General features: G+C 70.8%; 15 protein-coding genes. 1 reads left to right on the top strand and 14 read right to left on the bottom strand.

Features of this window, described 5'->3' with window-relative positions; all coding sequences use genetic code 11:
* Positions 1-15 precede the first annotated feature (15 nt).
* From ACFRAQ_RS27390 to ACFRAQ_RS27355, 8 genes are all read right to left on the bottom strand, one after another.
* On the bottom strand, positions 16-720 hold the full coding sequence (locus ACFRAQ_RS27390; protein WP_379104584.1) for an FHA domain-containing protein: 705 nt from the start codon (positions 718-720) through the stop codon (positions 16-18).
* Positions 720-2,009, bottom strand: a complete 1,290-nt coding sequence (locus ACFRAQ_RS27385; RefSeq protein WP_379104581.1) for a VWA domain-containing protein — start codon at positions 2,007-2,009, stop codon at positions 720-722. The genes ACFRAQ_RS27390 and ACFRAQ_RS27385 overlap by 1 nt, the downstream gene beginning before the upstream one ends.
* On the bottom strand, positions 2,006-3,109 hold the full coding sequence (locus tag ACFRAQ_RS27380; protein ID WP_379104578.1) for a PP2C family serine/threonine-protein phosphatase: 1,104 nt from the start codon (positions 3,107-3,109) through the stop codon (positions 2,006-2,008). The genes ACFRAQ_RS27385 and ACFRAQ_RS27380 overlap by 4 nt, the downstream gene beginning before the upstream one ends.
* Positions 3,106-5,499, bottom strand: a complete 2,394-nt coding sequence (locus ACFRAQ_RS27375) for a tetratricopeptide repeat protein (RefSeq protein ID WP_379104576.1) — start codon at positions 5,497-5,499, stop codon at positions 3,106-3,108. Before ACFRAQ_RS27375 ends, ACFRAQ_RS27380 begins: the two co-directional genes overlap by 4 nt.
* Positions 5,496-6,677 carry a hypothetical protein gene (locus ACFRAQ_RS27370; RefSeq protein ID WP_379104574.1) on the bottom strand — a complete coding sequence of 394 codons (1,182 nt, stop codon included), beginning with the start codon at positions 6,675-6,677 and terminating at the stop codon, positions 5,496-5,498. Before ACFRAQ_RS27370 ends, ACFRAQ_RS27375 begins: the two co-directional genes overlap by 4 nt.
* A gap of 8 nt (positions 6,678-6,685) precedes the next feature.
* A complete protein-coding gene (locus ACFRAQ_RS27365; RefSeq protein ID WP_379104961.1) occupies positions 6,686-7,645 on the bottom strand; it encodes a glutamate ABC transporter substrate-binding protein in 960 nt (319 codons plus the stop codon).
* Positions 7,646-7,650: 5 nt separating this feature from the next.
* Positions 7,651-8,913, bottom strand: a complete 1,263-nt coding sequence (locus ACFRAQ_RS27360; protein WP_379104573.1) for a hypothetical protein — start codon at positions 8,911-8,913, stop codon at positions 7,651-7,653.
* A 380-nt stretch (positions 8,914-9,293) separates the two neighbouring features.
* Entirely contained in the window at positions 9,294-9,989 is a 696-nt protein-coding gene (locus tag ACFRAQ_RS27355) for a TetR/AcrR family transcriptional regulator (protein ID WP_379104571.1), read from the bottom strand.
* A gap of 96 nt (positions 9,990-10,085) precedes the next feature.
* On the opposite strand from ACFRAQ_RS27355, the gene ACFRAQ_RS27350 reads away from it, so the two are divergent.
* Positions 10,086-12,266, top strand: a complete 2,181-nt coding sequence (locus tag ACFRAQ_RS27350) for an MMPL family transporter (protein ID WP_379104568.1) — start codon at positions 10,086-10,088, stop codon at positions 12,264-12,266.
* A gap of 12 nt (positions 12,267-12,278) precedes the next feature.
* On the opposite strand, the gene ACFRAQ_RS27345 is transcribed toward ACFRAQ_RS27350, so the two are convergent.
* The 6 genes from ACFRAQ_RS27345 to ACFRAQ_RS27320 all read right to left on the bottom strand — a co-directional run bounded on the left by ACFRAQ_RS27345 (position 12,279) and on the right by ACFRAQ_RS27320 (position 18,428).
* Positions 12,279-12,632 (bottom strand): VOC family protein, encoded by a 354-nt coding sequence (locus tag ACFRAQ_RS27345; protein WP_379104566.1) that lies wholly within the window; start codon positions 12,630-12,632, stop codon positions 12,279-12,281.
* A gap of 61 nt (positions 12,633-12,693) precedes the next feature.
* On the bottom strand, positions 12,694-14,115 hold the full coding sequence (locus ACFRAQ_RS27340) for an NADH-quinone oxidoreductase subunit N (RefSeq protein WP_379104564.1): 1,422 nt from the start codon (positions 14,113-14,115) through the stop codon (positions 12,694-12,696).
* 19 nt (positions 14,116-14,134) lie between these two features.
* Positions 14,135-15,631, bottom strand: coding sequence for a NuoM family protein (locus ACFRAQ_RS27335; protein ID WP_379104959.1), 1,497 nt, complete (start codon positions 15,629-15,631; stop codon positions 14,135-14,137).
* A gap of 28 nt (positions 15,632-15,659) precedes the next feature.
* Positions 15,660-17,561: an NADH-quinone oxidoreductase subunit L gene (locus ACFRAQ_RS27330; protein WP_379104562.1), complete on the bottom strand. Its 1,902-nt coding sequence runs from the start codon at positions 17,559-17,561 to the stop codon at positions 15,660-15,662.
* 4 nt (positions 17,562-17,565) lie between these two features.
* Positions 17,566-17,868, bottom strand: a complete 303-nt coding sequence (gene nuoK, locus ACFRAQ_RS27325; RefSeq protein WP_379104559.1) for an NADH-quinone oxidoreductase subunit NuoK — start codon at positions 17,866-17,868, stop codon at positions 17,566-17,568.
* Entirely contained in the window at positions 17,865-18,428 is a 564-nt protein-coding gene (locus ACFRAQ_RS27320) for an NADH-quinone oxidoreductase subunit J (RefSeq protein WP_379104556.1), read from the bottom strand. Before ACFRAQ_RS27320 ends, nuoK begins: the two co-directional genes overlap by 4 nt.
* Between the last annotated feature and the right edge of the window lie 5 nt (positions 18,429-18,433).

The raw sequence follows: 18,433 nt of genomic DNA, 5'->3' as shown, positions 1-18,433 counted from the left end.
CCCGAATTGGTGGGGTCAGTCCTGTTCCGTGCTCAGGGTGATGGTCGTCCAGCCGCCCACGTGGATGCGATCGCCGTCCCGCAGGGGAATGGCGGTCTTGGGCGCGATCGGGGTCGGGCTCTCGTTGATGCAGGTGCCGTTGGTGGACCCGAGATCGGTGACGGTCAGGGTGCTGCCACTGATATGGAGGATCGCGTGCGACCGCGACACCGCGATATCGGCGGGCGCGACCGACAGATCGATATCCGGGTGCACACCCTGCGAGACACTGCGCTTCCCGATCAGGATATTGGGCCCCCGCAATGGGATTCGGCGATCGGGGTAGTAGTCGGGAAAGTCGACCCGGTCCAGGTCCGGACCCTTCTGGGCCCGCATGCGCGCGTAGTGCCCCGGATCGGCGGTCACCGTCGCCACCCAGACCGGGCCCCCGTTCGGGTTCTGCCGGGTCTCGCCCTCGGTCTGAGCGGTCGACCCCTCGGGCTCCGCGACAGTCCCCGCTGACCGCTCGTGCCCGCCCGTCGTGGTCGGCGCGGGCGGTGGCGGCGGCAGCGCCGAATCGTGCCCGCAGTTCTCACAGAACCGCCCCTCGGCAGGCACCCCGCAGGACGGGCACAGCGCCGGAGGCGTTGCGGCGGTGGCCGACCCGTCCCCGACCGGCGCACCACAGGTGTCGCAGTAATCGCTGGCGGTGGTCTCGTGCCCGTCGGTGCAGAACGCCATCACGGCTCCTTGCGGACGCGGGCCGTCTTCGTAGAGCGCACGTCGAGGGCCATCTCGTCGGCGGGATCGACCTTGTTGCGCAGCCGGATGGTGCCGGTGCGCTCGTCGACCACGTCGACCACGCTGAGCAGCAGCTTGGCGGTGTTCTCATTGCCGGACTCGGTCGCCAGGTGGTAGGCGCGCTGGAGTTTGGCGGTGGCCGTGGCGAAGTCGCCCTGCTTGCGCGCGGCCAGGCCCTCCTGCACGGTCTGGGCCAGTTCGGCCTGGCCGGTGTAATGGGCGACGCGGCGGCTGATGATCGCCGACTTGTCGGTGTCGGTGGTCCAGGCCGCCTTCACCAGACCCTGCCCGAGGATCTCGCCGTCGGCCAGCACGCTCACTCGTGCGGTCAGTTTCTCCCGACCGGCCGCCGCGGGCTCGACGTCGAGCTGCACGTGGTAGTCGCGATCCTCCGCCCCCCACGAACCCAGCGCGTACTCGCCGATCTGCGGACCCGCCTCGACCCGGCGCGCGGTGAGGTCCTCGATGAACGGCGCGACCTGTTTGATGAACGCGATCCGCGCGCCCACCGGCGTCCACACCCGCAGCGTGAGCTCCGGAATCGCCTTCTCCATGGAGGTCTCCATCATGGCCGCGAAATCCTGGGCCAGCTGGTCCGCGGTCTTCACGATGTCGACGGTGCCGTGCAGCGCGGAGGCGATGGCGCGCAGCTCGTTCGGCTCCCAGTCCGCACCCACGCCGCGGCAGTCGCAGGTGAAGACACCCGTCGACAACTGGATCTCCTCGGCCAGCCGCTCCGGCGTCTCGTGCTCGTTGCGGCCGTCGGTGAGCAGGATCGCGTGCACCATCGCGCCCGGGTGCTGCTTGGCGATCAGCCGCGACAGGCCCAGCCAGGTGCCGATGGCGGTGCCGCCGTGCGGGGACAGCTTGTCCAGGGCGCGACGGGCATTGGCGCGCTCCTGCCGGCTCGCCACCGCGGACGCGCCGCTGTGCGGAAACACCACCTGCGCCTTGTCGGTGCCCTCCACGATCGCGAACCGGGTGCCATCGGGCATGACGTCCAGGGCGGCCAGGGTGGCCTGGCGCGCGCCCGCGAACTTGCCCGCGCCGCCCATCGAGCCGGAGGTGTCGATGATCAGGATCTCTACCCGGGGCGCGGGCGCCACCGACACCACCAGATCGTCGGTGGCCTCCACGGTCACGATCGCGTCGACCGTGCGCGCGCCCTCGGCGAGGAATTCGTTCTGGTCGACCGCGACCGAAAGGCCTTGGTTCTCAGCGGAAGTCACGGGGTGTCTCCTGACGGTGCTAGGGACGGGACGGGGACGAGCGCGACGGTGATGTTGTCCTTGCCGCCCGCGCCGAGCGCGTGCTCCACCAGGGCGCGCGCCGCGGGCAGCGCGGGCAGCGAGCTGGTGAAGCGGGACAGGGCCGCCGCCTCGGGGAGGTAGTTCCACAGGCCGTCGCTGCACAGCAGCAGCACGCCGGGTTCGCTGGTACGCAGGGTGCGCACGCAACTGGGGGACCACTGGTGTTCGGAGTCGGCGCCGAGCCAGCGGGTGAGCACGTGCGCGTGCGGGCCGTCCATGGCGGTGGCCGCGTCCAGCAGGCCGTTGTCCACCATGGCCTGGGCCAGGGTGTCATCGACGGTGAGCCGTTCGGAGTCGTCGCCGGGGCGCAGCCAATAGGCCCGGCTGTCACCGACGTTCGCGACGGTGACGGCCGCGCCGCCGTCGGGCTGGAACTGCACGATCGCCGAGACATAGGTGCACGACGGGGACTTGCCGTCCGGGGTGCCCACGGCCGTGACCGCGTCGGCGGCGGCGGTGAGCCCGGCCAGGGCGCACTCCTCGGCAGACCGGTCGGCCGCGAGTGCGGCCAGGGTGGCGTCCAGGCCCGCGCGGACCGCCGCGCCCGAGGCGGCCTGCGGATCCTCGGAGGTGGACACCCCGTCGCAGACCGCGATCACCGCGGTGGCGGGACGATCCGGTGACGAGCTGTCGAGCACGGCCGCGGCGACCGCGTCCTCGTTGCGGGCATGCAGCAGACCACGATCGGTCACCAAGCACGCCGTGCCCAGATCCGCTTCGAAGCGATCGCGCTCCGGGCCCAGCTCACCGCAACTGGCGCAGTAGCCGTCCGGATCGAACGCCGTGCCCCCGCAGCCGTGGCAGTCGGGCGCGGGACCCGCCGCCAAGCCGGCGCCGTCCCCGCCCTCGCGGCGCGCAGCGCGGGCCGCGTCGGCCACCGGCACCGTGGAGCCGGAACCGGGCCGGAACTCCCTGGGCGGCAGTGCGATCAGCCGGACCCCCAGTTTGCTCCCGCACGCCTCGCAGAAGCGGTCGGTGTCCGCGGCGAAGGTGCCGCAGCGCGGGCAGCGGGCCGTCACAGCAGCGTCCTCGGGCGCACGGCATTGGCCTGTTCCACCAGGGCGATGCGCTCCCACATGTCGTCGGTCTCGTGCGCGAGATCGCGATAGCAGCGTTCCAAACCGGTCCGTACCCCTTGTTGATCGAACGCCACCCCCAGCAGCGGGGAGTGGTCGGTGGGCACCCTGCCCGGCTTATCTGGTCCGTCGTGGCGCAGCCAGCGCAGCGCCGCGTCCAGGACTCGCAGCCGGGCCTGTGCGGCACGGCGTTTCGAGTCCAGGGTCAGCTTGCCGATCCGGGTCCCCGCGTCGCGCACCAGTTGTTCGGTGAGCTCGGCGGGATCGTTCACGGCCAGCAAGGTCTCGACGGCGGTGACACCCGCCTCGGTGTGCACCGCCGAAGCGGCGTCGACCTGATCCAGCACCGCGACCGCGCCCGGGTTGTCACCGGCCGCGCGGCGCGAGCGGGCGGCGCCGAAGGCCGCGCTGGTGAAGGTGCGGTCGGTACGCCACACCAGGTCGTAATAGGCTTCCGCGCGGGCCGCTTCGGCGGTGGCGCCGTCGGCGGCCAGCAGCTCGGCGGTGACGGCCAGGGCCAGCTTCGGAGCCGCCTCACCCGGCAGCGCGCTGTAGAGGGCGTCGAATTCGGCGGTGGCGGCGGCCCAATCGCGCTGCAGCAGGCGGGCCTGACCCGCGAACCAGGTCAGCCGCCAGTCCCCGGCGAGCGTGGACTCCACCTCGTCGAGGCGGCGCAGGGCGTCGTCGGCGTCACCGAATTCCAGTGCGGCGCGGATCAATCGGAGCGGGATCTCGACCGACTCGGCCTGGCCGGTGACCACCGACTGCAGGCCCGCGTTGATCTCGCGCTCCAAGTCCTCGGGGGTGACCGCGCTGGTCGAGGCGAGCAGGGCGGCGCCGCTGTCGCCCGGATCGATCAGCGGGACCGGTAGCGCGGCGATGATGTCGCGCGGATCATCGGCCAGCTGGTCGCCGACGCCGAATACCGCGCGCGGCGGGCCGAACCGGGTGGACAACCCAGGCCGGGGCCGCCCGTCGTCGCGGGCCAACACCTCGCGCAGCACGCCGGTGAGCTGATCGCCCATCTCGGTCATGGAGGTGAAGCGCGCGTCGGGGTCGATGTCGGTGGCGCGCAGCAGGAACCGGTAGAGCGACTCGTGGCGGGCCATCAGTGGTTCGGCGTCCGGGCCGGGCAGCGGGCCCAGCTCGTTGTTCACCGGCGGGATCCGCATGATCAGCGCCGCCAGCGTGCGGCCCACCGTGTACACCTCCGACGCCACCGTCGGCCCGGTCTGCGCGATCTCCTTGGCCTGGTAACCCGGTGTGCCGTAGATGGTTTCGGTCTGGTCGTGCAGGCCGATCACCGCGCCCAGGTCGATGAGCTTGAGCTGCTCCTCGGTCTGCATCACGTTGTCGGGCTTGAAATCGCAGTAGGCCAGGCCGCGATCGTGCAGGTACTCCAGCGCGGGCAGCATCTCCAGGATGTAGGCGATGGCGCGCGCGGGCCGCAGATACTGCTGATCGGCCGTGCGCTGCTCGCGCAGGATCTGCTTGAGCGACTTGCCGCCCACGTACTCCATGACGATGTAGCCGACCGGCTTGCCGTCGGGGCCGGTGTCCTCGGCGAAGTTGTAGATCCGCACGATATTCGGGTGATCGACCTGCGCGAGGAACCGCTTCTCGGCCACCGCCGCCCGCATGGCGTCGGCGTCACCGGTATTGAGCAGGCCCTTGAGCACCACCGGGCGATTGTCGACCTTGTGGTCCACCGCCAGATAGATCCAGCCCAGGCCGCCGTGCGCGAGCGGGCCCAGCACCTGGTACTGGCCGCCGACCAGATCGGCGCTCGACAGCTTGGGGGTGAAGGAGAAGCGGGTGCCGCAATGCGCGCAGAACCCCTCGGCCCGGCCCGGCTCACTATTGCGGCTGCGGCCGACCGGGCGGCCGCACTTGCCGCAATCACGGTGGTGCTCGGGCACTTCCGGGTCGGCGAGGACCGCTTCGGTGGGATCGCGGCGGGGGACCGAGGGGACCTTCACCATGCCCGCGCCGAGGCGGCCGCGGCTCGCGCCGGAGGAACCGGAGCGGCCGGTGCGGACCGAGCGCCCACTGCGGGAGGCCCGGCTGATCGCCGTGGATCCGGTGCCGGTGGTCGCGCTACCGGCCTGCGCGGTGGTGGCCGTCGCCGGGACCGGAGCGGGCGCGCTGCCGCAGACATCGCAGTAGCCGTCGAGAATCGTTCCCGTGCAACCTGGTTCGGTGCAGCTGTCCGACGCCGCACCGGCCGCGCTCGATTCGCCCGCGGTGCCCGCCCCCGGGCTCGGGGCGGTGCCGCAGACGGCGCAGTACCCGTCCTCGATGGTCCCGGTGCAGCCGGGCTCGGTGCAGTTCATGATCGCCTCCCCGATTTGTGCGCGATGAGCTGGCGGTAGTCCGTGATGGCGCGGGTGACCGCGGCCAGGTCGCAGGGCCGGCGCGCCAGCAGTCCGGCGGCGATGCGACTCGAGGCCAGCACATCCTGTTCCTCGCTGACGCCCAGGCGCGCGGCCTTGGCGCGATAGGAGCTGAAGCGTCCCTTCAGTTCCAGTCGCCGGTCGAGCAGTCCCTGGGCCAGTTGCTCGTTGCGGGTCGCGGTGTCGAGGGCGGCGGCGATGCGCTGGCGCAGTTCCCACAGCGCGGCCGGGGTGGGCTGCTCGGCGTCGAGCGCGGTCAATTCCGCGCTGTAGACGGAACTGTCGTCGGCGTGGCGGGGCAGGGGCGCGGCCAGGATGATGCTCTCCACTTCGGCGCGCGCGTGGTCGGCGCGCTCATAGGTCTTGCGCAGCACGTCGATCAGCGTCCGGACACGTTCGACCGCGGTGTCCCAGTCCGCGGACATGGCCCGCAGATCGGCCAGGACGGCCGCAGCCTCGCGCATGCGGCGCGACAGCTCGGTCAACCGGCGGTCCAGGGCGTCCGGCGCCAGCGCGAGGGGATCGGTGGCGACCTGCACCGACAGTTCGTCGAGATCGGCTGCCAGCGACCGCAATTGCGGCATGGGCGAGCCGACCCGGTCCAGTTCCGCGCGCAGCGGCGCGACCTCGGACATCACCCGGTCGTTGACCGCCTCCACGGCTTCGAGCACCCGCACCACGAGCGGGAAGGCCGCGTGCATCCGCTCGAGCAGCTCGGCGATCCCGATCAGCTGGACCTGTTCGCGCGGCCCGCCCAGCGCGCGCTGCGACATGGGAATCGCGGTGCGCGCCAGCTCGATCGGCTGCCCGCGCAGCAGCCGGGTGAGCTCCTCGCGGTCGAGGGCGTCCAGTCGCCGCCGGGCCCGCGCGGCCCGCGCGTGATCCAGCACCGTGCCCAGGCGGCCGAAGTCCTCCCACAGCAGTTCCAGCGCCGCGCGGGCCGGAGCCCAGCGCTGCTCGGTCACGCCGGTGGGCGGGAATCGCCGCAGCAGGACCAGACCGGGATGCTTGTCCAGTTCCACCAGGGTCGCGGCGATGATCTCGATCTCGCGGGCCCGCTCGGCGATGTCGCGGTCGATCTCGGCGACGCTGAGAATGTGCCCCGGATTCGGTTGCATGGCCGAACTCAATCGCTGTACTTGGGCGCCGGGGGACCGTTGGACGGCCCGAGCACGCTCAGCCGCTTGTTGTAGAGCCGCTGCCAGGTGCCGTCGTTGCGCACCCGCTCCAGCACGCCGTTGACGAAGCGCACGAAATCGGTGGCCTGCTGCTGGATCCCGATGGCGTAGTTGTCCGAGGCCATGGCGTCGCCGACCACCTCGAGATTCGGGTCCTGGATCTTCAGGCCGTACAGCAGCGGCAGGTCGGTGCTCGCGGCGTCGACCTCGCCCTGTTGCAGCGCGGTCAGGCAGTCCAGCCAGTTGTCGATGCCGATCACGATGGGGCGCTGCGGGAGCGCGAAGACGGCGTCGAGGGTGGTCGAGTTGGGGATGCCGCACACCTTCTTGCCGCCCAGGTCGGCGGCCGAACGGATGCCGGAGCCCTTGGTCACCAGTACCCGCTGGTCGGTCTCGAAGTAGACCGTGGAGAACTGGACGTCCTTGCGGCGCGCGCAGGTCGCGGTGAAGCTCTGGACCACCATGTCGACCTGGCCCTTGGTCAGCGCCTGCACCCGGTTCGCGGTCTCGATGGGCTTGAGCTCCACCCGGTCCGGATCGCCGAACAGGTCCCTGGCCACCTCGTGCGCCAGATCGATGTCGAAGCCCTCGATCTCGCCGGTCGCCGGATTGCGGTAGCCGAACAGGAATTCGTTCTGGTTCACCCCGACCCGGATCTTGCCGTTGGCGACGATCGCCGCCATGGTCGATCCGGCCGGCATGGAACCCGGCTGCGGCTGCGGGCCCTGCGGCCGCAGGCTCGCGGTCGGGTTGCAGGACTGGTCGACCCGCTGGTTGGGGCCCGCGGTCAGCACCTTCGCGCCCGCGGGCAGTCGATTGTCGGGAGGCAGCTGGAAGGGCGGGGCCTCCGGCGTCGAACCGCACGCGGCGGCCAGCAGCGCCACCGCCGCCAGCACCATGATCCGCATCCGCTTCACAAGAACTCCTTCAACCGTGGCCACACCCCGACGACGATCGAGCCCGCCGCCGCCAGCAGGAGCGCCAGCGTGCCCAGGGGACTCAGGGTGAGAGCGTTTCCGGCCGTGTTCACATCGTCGCGCACTTCCTGGCGGGTGCGCTCGAGTTCGGTCTTCAAGGCGGCATCGAGGGCGGCGAACTGGGCCGCGGATCCGGTGCCGTCGGCCTTCACGGTCTGGTCCACCGCACCGCGATAGTTATTGCTCAAATAGGCGGCCACTTCTTTCTGATGGCCGTCCTGCCAGCCGGAGAAAGCCTTGGACGCGGGCGAGTCCGCGCTCACCAGATCCCTCAGATCGGCGCGCAGTGTGGCGCTGCCCGCGGCGAAGCGGTCCTCGCTGGCCTTGCTGTCGCTGCGGGTGATCAGTTGCAGGGTCTCCTCGGTGCGGGCCTGCTGGGCCAGAATCCGAGCCTGCGCGATCTTCTCGAAGCGGGCGGTCGCGCCGGTATCGATCGATGCGGAGGCCGCGACGGTGGTGGTCAGAATCCAGAGCAGGGCGATCACGGTGAGGCCCGCGGCGGTGACCACGCCCGGATTGATCCAGCGGTTGGTGCGGTTCACCAGTAGCCAGGAACCGTAGCCGCACGCCGCCAGCAACAGCACCAGCAGGCCGACGCTCCACAGCGGCAGGCCGGTGATGGCGCGCTGGTCGCGGTGCAGCTGGTCGAGGCGGATGCCCTCCAGTTCGGCCGCGTTGGTCAGCAGCGAGCCCTGCATGAGCGCCGAGGCCTGGCGCAGGTAGGCGGAACCGACCGGCAGACCCTGGCGGTTATTGGCGCGGGCTGCCTCGACATAGCCGGTGTAACTGGGCAATTCGGACGAGATCTTGGCGAGGATCGTGCGGGTCTCGTTGTCCGAGGCGCCGGTGGTGGCCTCGGCCAGCGCGGCCGCCGCGTCGGTGAGCGCGTTCTCGTAGCGCATCCGGACCTCGGGCGACTCGATGCCGCCGGACAGGTACGCGGTGGAGGCCGCGGCGTCGGCGGTCGACAGCGCCACGTAGAGGCGTTGTGCGGCATTCGCCAGCGGCTCGGTGTGCGCCAGCACGGTGTCGTGGCGAGAGAGCTTGGCGCTTTGCTGATTCGCCGTCACCAAGCCGCCGATCAAGGCGAGCAGGGCGAGGGTCGCGCCCACCACGCCGATGACACCCGGTGCGGTGCGCGCCAGGCGTCGCGTCCATTCCGCGGCATTGCGAATGGTCGCCGGTAAGCGACTCCTCAACTCCGATTCCCCCGTTCGACCGGCCGGTTCTCCCCGTATGGCCAGATCGTACGGGAGTGATCGCACGCTGTCGATCGAGTTCCAATCGGTTGGAATTCGATTGTTCGGGAGCCGATTTCGAATGTCCGCGCATTCGTGACCGGACCGTGAAATCAAGATTTCACCGCCGGTAATCGCCGGGAAACGTTCCGGCGCAACAGGCGATTCACTCGATGTGACTCAGACACCTTATGTCACAACGCCATCAGTTCCGAACGATGTCACCGTATACCCATTCGCGCAATCTCCGACTTCGAATATCGGGAAGCGGATGAGTTTCGAGGTACGGCTGACTTTCGCGCCCCTGATGCCGACGCCGCCGCCCGGCGAACCGCGCCGGTTCAGACCGGAAGGGCGATGTGCGGGTCGTTCGAGCGGTAGGGCTCGGCGTGGGGGCCGGTGGCGAGGCCGCGCAGGACGGTGGCGATCGCGTGGTGGATGGCCGCTTCCCGATCGGCGTCGGTGGCGTCGGCCAGGGGGGCGTCGATGAGGAGGGTCGCCAGGCCGTGGACCGCCGCCCAGGCGGTGAATTCGGCGCCGGGGCGTTGGCGGGGATCCATGAAACCCACGGTGACCAGGGCGTCCAGTCCGACGCCGATCAGCTGGAAGATCGGGTCCTCGGTGACGTCCTTGTCGATGTCGATGTCGATGGTGCAGAAGGCGGTTCGGAACAGGCCGCGTTCGCTGTCGGCGTACTCGATGTAGGCGCGGCCGGCGGTCGCCAGCCGGGCGATGGCGGTGGCGGTCGGGTCCGGTTGTTGCGGAACGCCTTTCATCGCCGTGTCGAGGGCCTCGAACAGGGCCTCGGCCGCTCGGTCGTGGACCGCGGCCAGCAGCTCCTCCTGCCCCTTGAAGTGGCGGTAGGCGGCCGTGGCCGTGACGCCGACCGCGCGGGCGGCGGCTCGGACGGTGACGGCGGTGGGCCCGCCGATCTCGGCGAGCTCCGCGCTGGCGCGAACGAGGGCGTTGCGCAGGTCCCCGTGGTGGTAGGGGGCCTCGCGAGCGGGTCGTTGCGGCGCGTCTTCAGTGATGGCCACGACATTGATGTTGACACCCGTACAGATTCGATGGCAAGTTAACACCCATAAAGTTCACACCCGTCAACATTCGTGTCTGCACGAGGGGAATCAACCATGAGCGCAGTGCTGGGGAGGATCGGCGACTTCGCCTTCCGACGCCGGGGCCTGGTCGTCTCGATCTGGATCGCGCTGCTGATCGCCGTGATCGGTGGCGCCGCTGTCGGGGGCGGCCACCTCGACGACCGGTTCACCGTGCCGGGGGCCGAATCGCAGCATGCGCTGGACACCTTGGCCGAGACCGCGCCGGGCGCGGCGGGGGCCACGGCCCAACTGGTCTTCACCGCGCCGCCGGGTCACCTCATCTCGGAAGCGCCCTACCGCGCGGCCATCGCGCACACCCTGGGGACCGCCGGAACCCCTCCGGGCGCGGTCGGGGTCACGACGCCGCAGCAGGCGGGAACGATCTCACCCGATCAACGGACCGCGATCGGGATGGTGTCCTTCACCGGTGACCGCTCCCAGGTGAGCGACGCCGCCCGCACCACCGTGGAGCGGTCCGCGGACTTGGCGCGGGACGCCGGACTCGACGTGTCGGTCGGCGGCACCGTGTACGGCGTCGGCCAGATGCAACCGGGTCTCACCGAAGTCCTCGGCCTGGGTGTGGCCGTGCTGGTGCTGCTCATCACCTTCGGATCGCTGCTGGCGGCCGGGATGCCGCTGCTGTCGGCGATCTTCGGCATCGCCGTGACGGTGGGCGGGCTGCTGGGGGTGGCCGCGGCCGTGCCGGTGTCCTCGACCGCCCTGACGCTGGCGCTCATGCTCGGGCTGGCGGTCGGGATCGACTACGCGTTGTTCATTCTGTCGCGGCATCGATCGCAGCTGGCCTCGGGGCTCTCGCCCCGAGAATCGGTCGTGCGGGCCAACCAGACCGCGGGCAGCGCGGTCGTTTTCGCCGGAACCACGGTGATCATCGCGCTCGCGGCGCTGAGCGTCATCGGGATTCCATTCCTGACCGTCATGGGCCTGGCCGCCTCGGGCGCGGTGCTGGTCGCCGTCGCCGTGGCGATCACGCTGCTCCCCGCGCTGGCCGGATTCGCCGGTCCTCGGCTGACGCCGCCGGCCGGGTCGCGGGCCGAGCGCCGGGCCGCGACCACCAGCGCGAACAGTCTGGGTGCGCGCTGGGCTCGCCTGGTCACCGCGCGGCCGATCCTGACGGTGGCGGCGGTGGCGGGAGCGCTGATCGTGCTGGCGATTCCCGTGGCCTCCCTGCGAATGGCGCTGCCCGACAATGGATCCGCGGCCGCTACGACCGGGCAGCGCGCGGCCTACGACACCATCGCCGAGAAGTTCGGTCCCGGATTCAACGGCCCGCTCGTGGTGGTCGTCGACGCCGGCGGTGATGCCGGAGCGGCCGCGCGGGTGGCCGAGACCGTGCGCGGGCTGCCGGACGTCGCCTTCGTGGCGCCGCCGCAGCCGACGCGGCGGACCGGGCAGTCGCTGGTTTTGGTCGTCCCGGGCAGCGCGCCGGAATCCCGGCAGACCGCCGACCTCGTGCACTCGATCCGCGGCCAGGCCCCCGCCGCGGTCCCCGGCGCCCGGGTGGCCGTCACCGGTGACACGGCGGTCACCATCGATGTCTCGCAACGGCTTTCGGCGTCGCTGCTCCCGTTCCTCGGCGTCGTGGTCGGGTTGAGTCTGCTGCTGCTGGTCGTGGTGTTCCGCTCGATCGCGGTGCCGGTGAAGGCGGCGCTGACCTTCCTGCTGTCGGTCGCCGCCGCGCTCGGGGTGACGGTGGCGGTGTTCCAATGGGGTTGGGCCGCCGATCTTCTCGGTGTCGCGAAGACCGGACCGGTGGTCGCGTTCCTGCCGATCATCCTGGTGGGTGTGCTGTTCGGGCTGGCCATGGACTACGAGGTGTTCCTCGTCTCCGGCATTCGCGAACAGTGGCTGCGCGAGGGCGACGCGACGGGGTCGATCGTGGAGGGCACCCGGCACAATGCCCGGGTGGTCACCGCGGCGGCGACCATCATGGTCGTGGTCTTCGCCTCGTTCGTGCCCACCGACGACGCCATGATCAAGCCGATCGCCTTCGCGCTGGCCGTGGGTGTGCTGGTGGACGCGTTCGCGGTGCGGCTGACCCTCGTCCCCGCCGTGCTGGCCCTGCTGGGCCGGGCCGCGTGGTGGCTGCCGCGCCGGCTCGACCGGATCCTGCCGGAATTGAATATCGAAGGGCCGCAGGAGGATCAGCCGGTGCGTCGCGAGGAAGAGCGCCTGCCCGAGCCGGTCTCGGTCTGATCGAGCGGAGGGTCAGGCCGACTGCCACAACTCGATGCGGTGGCCTTCGGGATCGGTGACCCAGCCGAATCGGCCGACACCCTCCATGTCCTCGGTCTCCTCGGCGACGTTCGCGCCCTTGGCCCGCAATTGCGCGAGCATGGCGTCCAGGTCGCGGACCCGGAAGTTGAGCATGGTCTGCTGGTCGCGAGAACCGAAGTAATCGGTGTCGGCCGGGAAGGTCGAGAAGACGGTCTGACCGGGTTCCTGCTGCCACAGGCCGTGCTCGTCGCCGCCGAGGCCGAGGTTCTCGCGGTACCAGGCGCCGAGGGCGTCGGGGTCCTTCGCGCGCAGGAAGTAGCCGCCGATGCCGAGCACTCGTTCCATAGGGTCATCTTGCCCGGCCGGGTGCAGTGGCGGTGGCTGCCACTCCGGGGGGATCGGTGAATCAGTGTGCGAGCGGGGAGGCTTCGACGGCGTCGAGCAGGGGACCGGCGAGCAGGCCGACGACGATGGAGCCCATCGCGGCGAGGTAGGCCGTGACGCGGGGGATCGGTGCGGAGGCGGGCAGGTCCGCATGTCCCTTCAGCGCCGGGATGATCCAGCGGAGGTAGTAGAAGACGCTGGCCACCGCGTTCAGGACGGCGATCACCACCAACCAGGCGAGGCCCGCGTCGAAGGCGGCGGTGAAGACGGTGAGCTTGCCGAGGAAGACGCCCGTCGGCGGGGTGCCCACCAGGCCGAGCAGGCAGACCACCAGTGCGACAAGGAGTCCGGGGCGGGCGCGCAGCAACCCGGTGTAGTCGGTGAGCGTGCGCAGGCGGGGGAGTGCGCAGACGACCGCGAACGCGCCGAGATTGGTGAGCGCGTACGCGGCGAGGTAGAGGAGGACGCCGCCGAGGGCCAGGGCGGAGCGGCTCGCGGCGGCGACACCGACCAGCAGGTAGCCGACCTGGGAGATGGTCGAATAGCCGAGCAGGCGGCGGACATCGGTTTGGAAGAAGGCCGCGAAATTGCCGAGCGTCATGGTGGCGGCCGCGATCACGGCGATCAGGATGCGCCAGTCCAGATCCCCGGCGTCGAGGACTTCGGCGGCGAGCCGGTAGATGGCCACGACCGCACCGAGTTTCGGCACCGTGGTGACGAGGGCCGCGACCTCCGGGCGGGTGCCCTGGGTGACATCGGGAACCCAGAAGTGGGCCGGGACCGCGCCCGCCTTGAACAGCAGTCCGCCCAGCACCGCGACGGCGCCGATCCCCAGCGCGGCGCGCGGTGCGGTGGCGGCCGTCCGCATGAGCATCGGGTAGGCGGTCGCGCCGCCCGCGCCCAGGACCAGGACCGCGCCGAAGAGCATGGTGGTGCCGAAGAGCGCGCCGAACAGGTAGAACTTCAGGGCCGCCTCGGTGCTCAGGGCGTCCTTGCCGAAACCGGTGAGCGCGTAGAGCGGAATGCCGGCCAGCAGGTAGGCGCTGATGAGGATCAGCAGATCGGTGGCTCCGGCGAGCAGGATCGTGCCGACACCGGTCAGGGTGAGCAGCACGATGAACTCGGATTCGCGTGCGGTGGAGCGGGTTCCGGGTAGCGACAGGGCCAGCAGGATCAGCAGGGAGGCCGCGACGGTCACGCGGACGGCATGGGTGCCGACGTCGATGCTGTAGCTGCCGTCGAAGACGGTCTCGGCCGGGTCGTTCCAGACCTTCACCGTCAGGACGATCGCGGTCACCGCGCCCGCCGCGGCCAGCAGGCGCACCGGCCACTGCCTGTCCCGGGGCAGGAAGGAACCCAGGACCAGTCCCAGGACCGCGGAAAGCGCCAGCGCCGCTTCGGGAATCAGGGTGAGGAGGTCCTGGACCATCATGTCCTCGGACATCGGTCCCATCCCGCCCATATCAGCGCACCACCAGGACGCCGAGAGCGCGGGCGGCGGGCTCCACGACATCCAGCAGCACGCGCGGCGCGATGCCGATCGCCACCGACAGCGCCATCAGGGGAATGATCGAGATCGCCTCGGGCGCGGTGAAATCGGCGAAGCTCGCCTCCGTGCGCGGGGCTCCGAGAAAGAGCCGCTGATAGGCGCGCAACAGCAGCGCCGCCGTGATGACGATGCCCGGGAACGCCAGCGCCGTGAACACCGGTGCGGGAGCGAAGGATCCGACGAAGATCTGAAACTCGGCGATGAATCCCGAGAAGCCCGGTAGGCCCAACGAGGCGAAGAACGCGGCCGCGGTGACGGCGGCGAACACCGGCGCCTGCCCGGCGAGTCCACCGAAGGCGTCCAGCTCGTAGGTGTGGCGGCGTTCGTAGAGGACGCCGGCGAGCAGGAACAGCGCGCCGGTGATCAGGCCGTGGCTGACCATCTGCGTGACCGCGCCGGTGATCGCGAGGGTGCGCGCGTGCTCGGAATTGCCCGCCACCAAACCCGCCGCGCCGACCGCCAGCACCACGTACCCCATGTGATTGACCGAGGTGTAGGCGATCATGCGTTTGACATCGCGCTGCGCCATCGCGACGAGCGCCCCGTAGAGCACACTGATCACGCCGATGACCACCAGGACCAGGGCGTAGCGCCGCCACGCCTCCGGTAGCAGCGGCATGGCGATCCGCAGGAAACCGTAGGTGCCCAGCTTGAGCAGGACGCCCGCCAGGATGGCCGAACCCTCGGCCGGGGCCTCGGTGTGCGCGAGCGGCAGCCAGGTGTGGAACGGGAACGTGGGCGTCTTGATCACCAGGCCCACGCCGATGGCGGCCAGCGCCACCGCGCCGCGAGCCGTATTGCCCGCCAGTGGATTCGCCGCCGTCAGCTCGACCATGTCGAAGGTGTGCGGGTCCGCGGCCAGGTACAGCACGATGAAACCCAGCAGCAGGGCCAGCGAACCGACGAAGGTGTAGAGGAAGAACTGCAACGCCGCCTGCCGGGCCCGCTCGTGACCCCAGCCGTTGATGACGAAGTACATGCCGACGATCGTCAGATCGAAGAACACGAAGAACAGCACCAGGTCCAGTGACACGAACACGCCCAGGCACACCGACTCCAGGAACAGGAACAGGGCCGCGAACCAGCGCAATCGATCCCGGCGCCGCCAGGCGTGGCACGCGCAGGCCAGGAACAACACGGTGGTGAGCGAGACCAGCGGGAGGCTGAGGCCGTCGACGCCGATGTGGTAGCCGGAGCGCAGCGTGGGGATCCACGTGCGGTGTGCCTCGTAGGCGAATTCGCCCGCGGCGGGCGGGTTCCGGGTGAAGCCGATCCACAGCGCCACCGTCAGCGCGACCTCGGCGACACCGACACCCACCCAGGCCGCGCGGACGACGCCGTCGCTCAGCCGGGGCACGGCGAGCAGCGCCGCGCCCGCCAGCAGCGGCAGGAACACCAGAACGCTGAGCACGTTCACCTCGTCTCTCCTCGCGGCGGGGTCACCGCAGCACCATCAGCACGACCGCCAGCACCATGAGGGCCACCACCGCCTGCGCGTAGTACTGGTGCACCAGACCGGTTTCCGGGCGGCGCGCCCAGCGGCCCAGGTCGCGGGCGGCGGTGGCGATGGCGGACACCGCGGCCTCGATCGCGCCCTCGACGCGGCGGTCGACGGTGCGGGCGGCGGACAGGCCGGAGGTCGCGGCGAGCTGGATGCCGCGGGCGAGGACGCGATCGTCGAACACGGCGAGGAGGTTCGCGAGCGCGAGAGTCGGTGTGGCCACCAATTTCCGGGCGGCGGCTTCGAGGCCGAGCCAGTTCGCCGCCGCGGCGGGGGAGGGCAGGTCGCCGCGGCGGCGGATCAGCGTGGCGACGACGGCCACCGTCAGGATCGCGACCGCGCCGGACAGGGCGAGCCCGGACCACGTGGCGGCCGGGGCCGCGCCCGTGTGCACGATGCGGGCGAACCGGTCGTGCACGCTGGGTGCGACGGCGACGCCGCCCGCGATCACGGCGGTCGCCAGCGCCGCCGGCGGCAGCCACTCGGCTGGACTCACCCCGCGGGTGCCGGGTTCCTCGGTGTCCCAAACCTTCTCGCTGCCGGGAGTCTTCGGCAGCCACACCAGGGTGAGGGCTCGGGCGGCGTAGACCGCCCCCAGGATGGCCGCGGCGAAACCCGCCACATGGAGCGGAGCCGAGACCTCGCGGGACACCGTGAGCACGGCGTCCTTCGTCGGCCACAGGGCGAACGGCGGCACGCCCGCCAGACCCAGTGCGCCGATCGTGAAGGGCACGCCCACCAGGGGGTACGCGCGAGCCGCGCCACGCAGCCCGGCGAGCTGCTTGGTGCCCAGGGCGGTGAGCCACGCGCCCGCCGCCAGGAACAGCAGGCTCTTCACCACCGCGTGCGCCACCAGATGACCACTGCCCGCAGCGATTCCGCCACCGTCGGCCCTCACGTCGGCGGCCCGGCGCGCGACCATCGCTCCCGACCCGGCGGCCAGCACCATCAAGCCGACCTGGGCGCAGGTGGAGGCGGCGAGCAACTGCTTGAGATCCCGCTGGCACACCGCGACCGCGCCGAGCGCCACCGCCGTCAGCGCGCCGGCCCACGCGGTCACCGGACCGGCCCAGCCGGTCGAGGCCAGCAGCGGTTCCAGGCGAATCAGCAGGTAGGCGCCCGCCGCGACCATGGTCGCCGAATGCAGCAGGGCCGATACCGGACTCGGGCCCGCCATGGCCCGCGACAACCAGAAGCTGAACGGCAGCTGCGCCGATTTGCCCAGCGCCGCCAGCACGATGCCCGCCGCCGCGGCGTCACGCCAGCCGTCGGACAGGGCGGGCATGGCGTCCAGCGCGAGAGCCGCCGAACCGCCCGCGAGGGTCGCGCCGGCGGCCAGGTACATGCCGAGATCGCCGGTGCGGGTGGTCAGGAACGCCACCAGGCCCGAGGCCGCGCGCTGCTCGTCGCGCCAATGGAAACCGATGAGGGCGTAGGAGGCCGCGCCCATGAGCTCCCAGGCGAACAGCAGGGTGAGCAGGGTCTGCGCGGTCACGGTGGCGAGCATGGCGGCGGCGAACATCAGCATCAGGCCGTGGAATCGGGCCCGGGGTTCGGATGGGGCGAGATCACCCGCGGCGAAGAGCAGAACGCAGAGCACGACCGCGGCCACGGTGACGATCAGGACCGCCGACAGCCCGTCCACGCCCAGGCGGATCGGTGCGCCCGCCAGGAACGGGGCCGAAACCCGCTGGCGGTGAACGGCATTCGTGATGGCCAGGCCCAGGGTCGCCGCGGCGACCGTCACCGCCGCCGCGGGCGCGAGCCGGTCCGCGCCGCGGCCGCACAGCAGCAGCGCGGCGCCGCTCAGGGCGGGAACCGCGATCAGCCACCACAGCACGGGCTCAGCCCTTCAGATCCGCGGCCGAGTCGACCATGTCGACATCGCGGGCCCGGAAGATGGCCGTGGTCACCGCGAAACCCGCCGCCATCTCCGCCGCCATGGCGGTGACCGCCACCAGCACCAGGACCTGGGCGTCGGCGGTGGGCCAGGAGAAGTACCAGAACGCGGCCGCGGCCACGATGACCGCGTTGATCATGAGCTCCAGGCCCATCATGATCATGACGATGGACTGCTGGGACAGCACGCCGAACAGTCCGACACTGAACAGAGCGGCCGCCAGTACCAGGAATTCGGGCAGATTCACCGGCCGACACCTCCTTCGACGGGATCGTCGGGGACCCGGCGGTCGAGCCGATCGCCGAAGCGGTCGTAACGGCCGCGATGGGTGGCCAGCACCACCGTGGCCACGATCGTGGTGAACAGCACCAGGCCGACGATGATCATCACCAGCATCTTGGAACCCATGATCGCCTCACCCAGCGACGCGGTCGGGTCCGGCGGGAGCGGGCGGTCGCGGGTCGGCCAGTCGACCAGCAGCGCCACCGCGGTCAAGGCGGCGAACACGGTGGCCGAGATGGCCGTCGCGCCTGTGCGGTTGTGCACCATGGTCATGGGCATCAGACCCGCCGGGTTCATCATGTACATGATCATGAAGACGACCATGATCAGCATCTCCATGATCATCATCAGGATGATCAGGACACCCAGATAAGCCAGATCCACCAGCAGCACCGTGCCCGCCACGAACGCGAACGACAGCAGCAGCGCGAAGGTCGCGCGCGCCATGGAGTCCACCCGGAACACCGCGATCCCGGAAGCCACCGCGCCCACCGCGCACAGCCAGAAGATCACCTGGGACCACATGTCGC

The organism is Nocardia sp. NPDC056611, from assembly GCF_042792755.1.
In the GTDB taxonomy this organism is placed as follows: domain Bacteria; phylum Actinomycetota; class Actinomycetes; order Mycobacteriales; family Mycobacteriaceae; genus Nocardia.
This window is presented reverse-complemented; position numbering and strand designations above follow the sequence as displayed.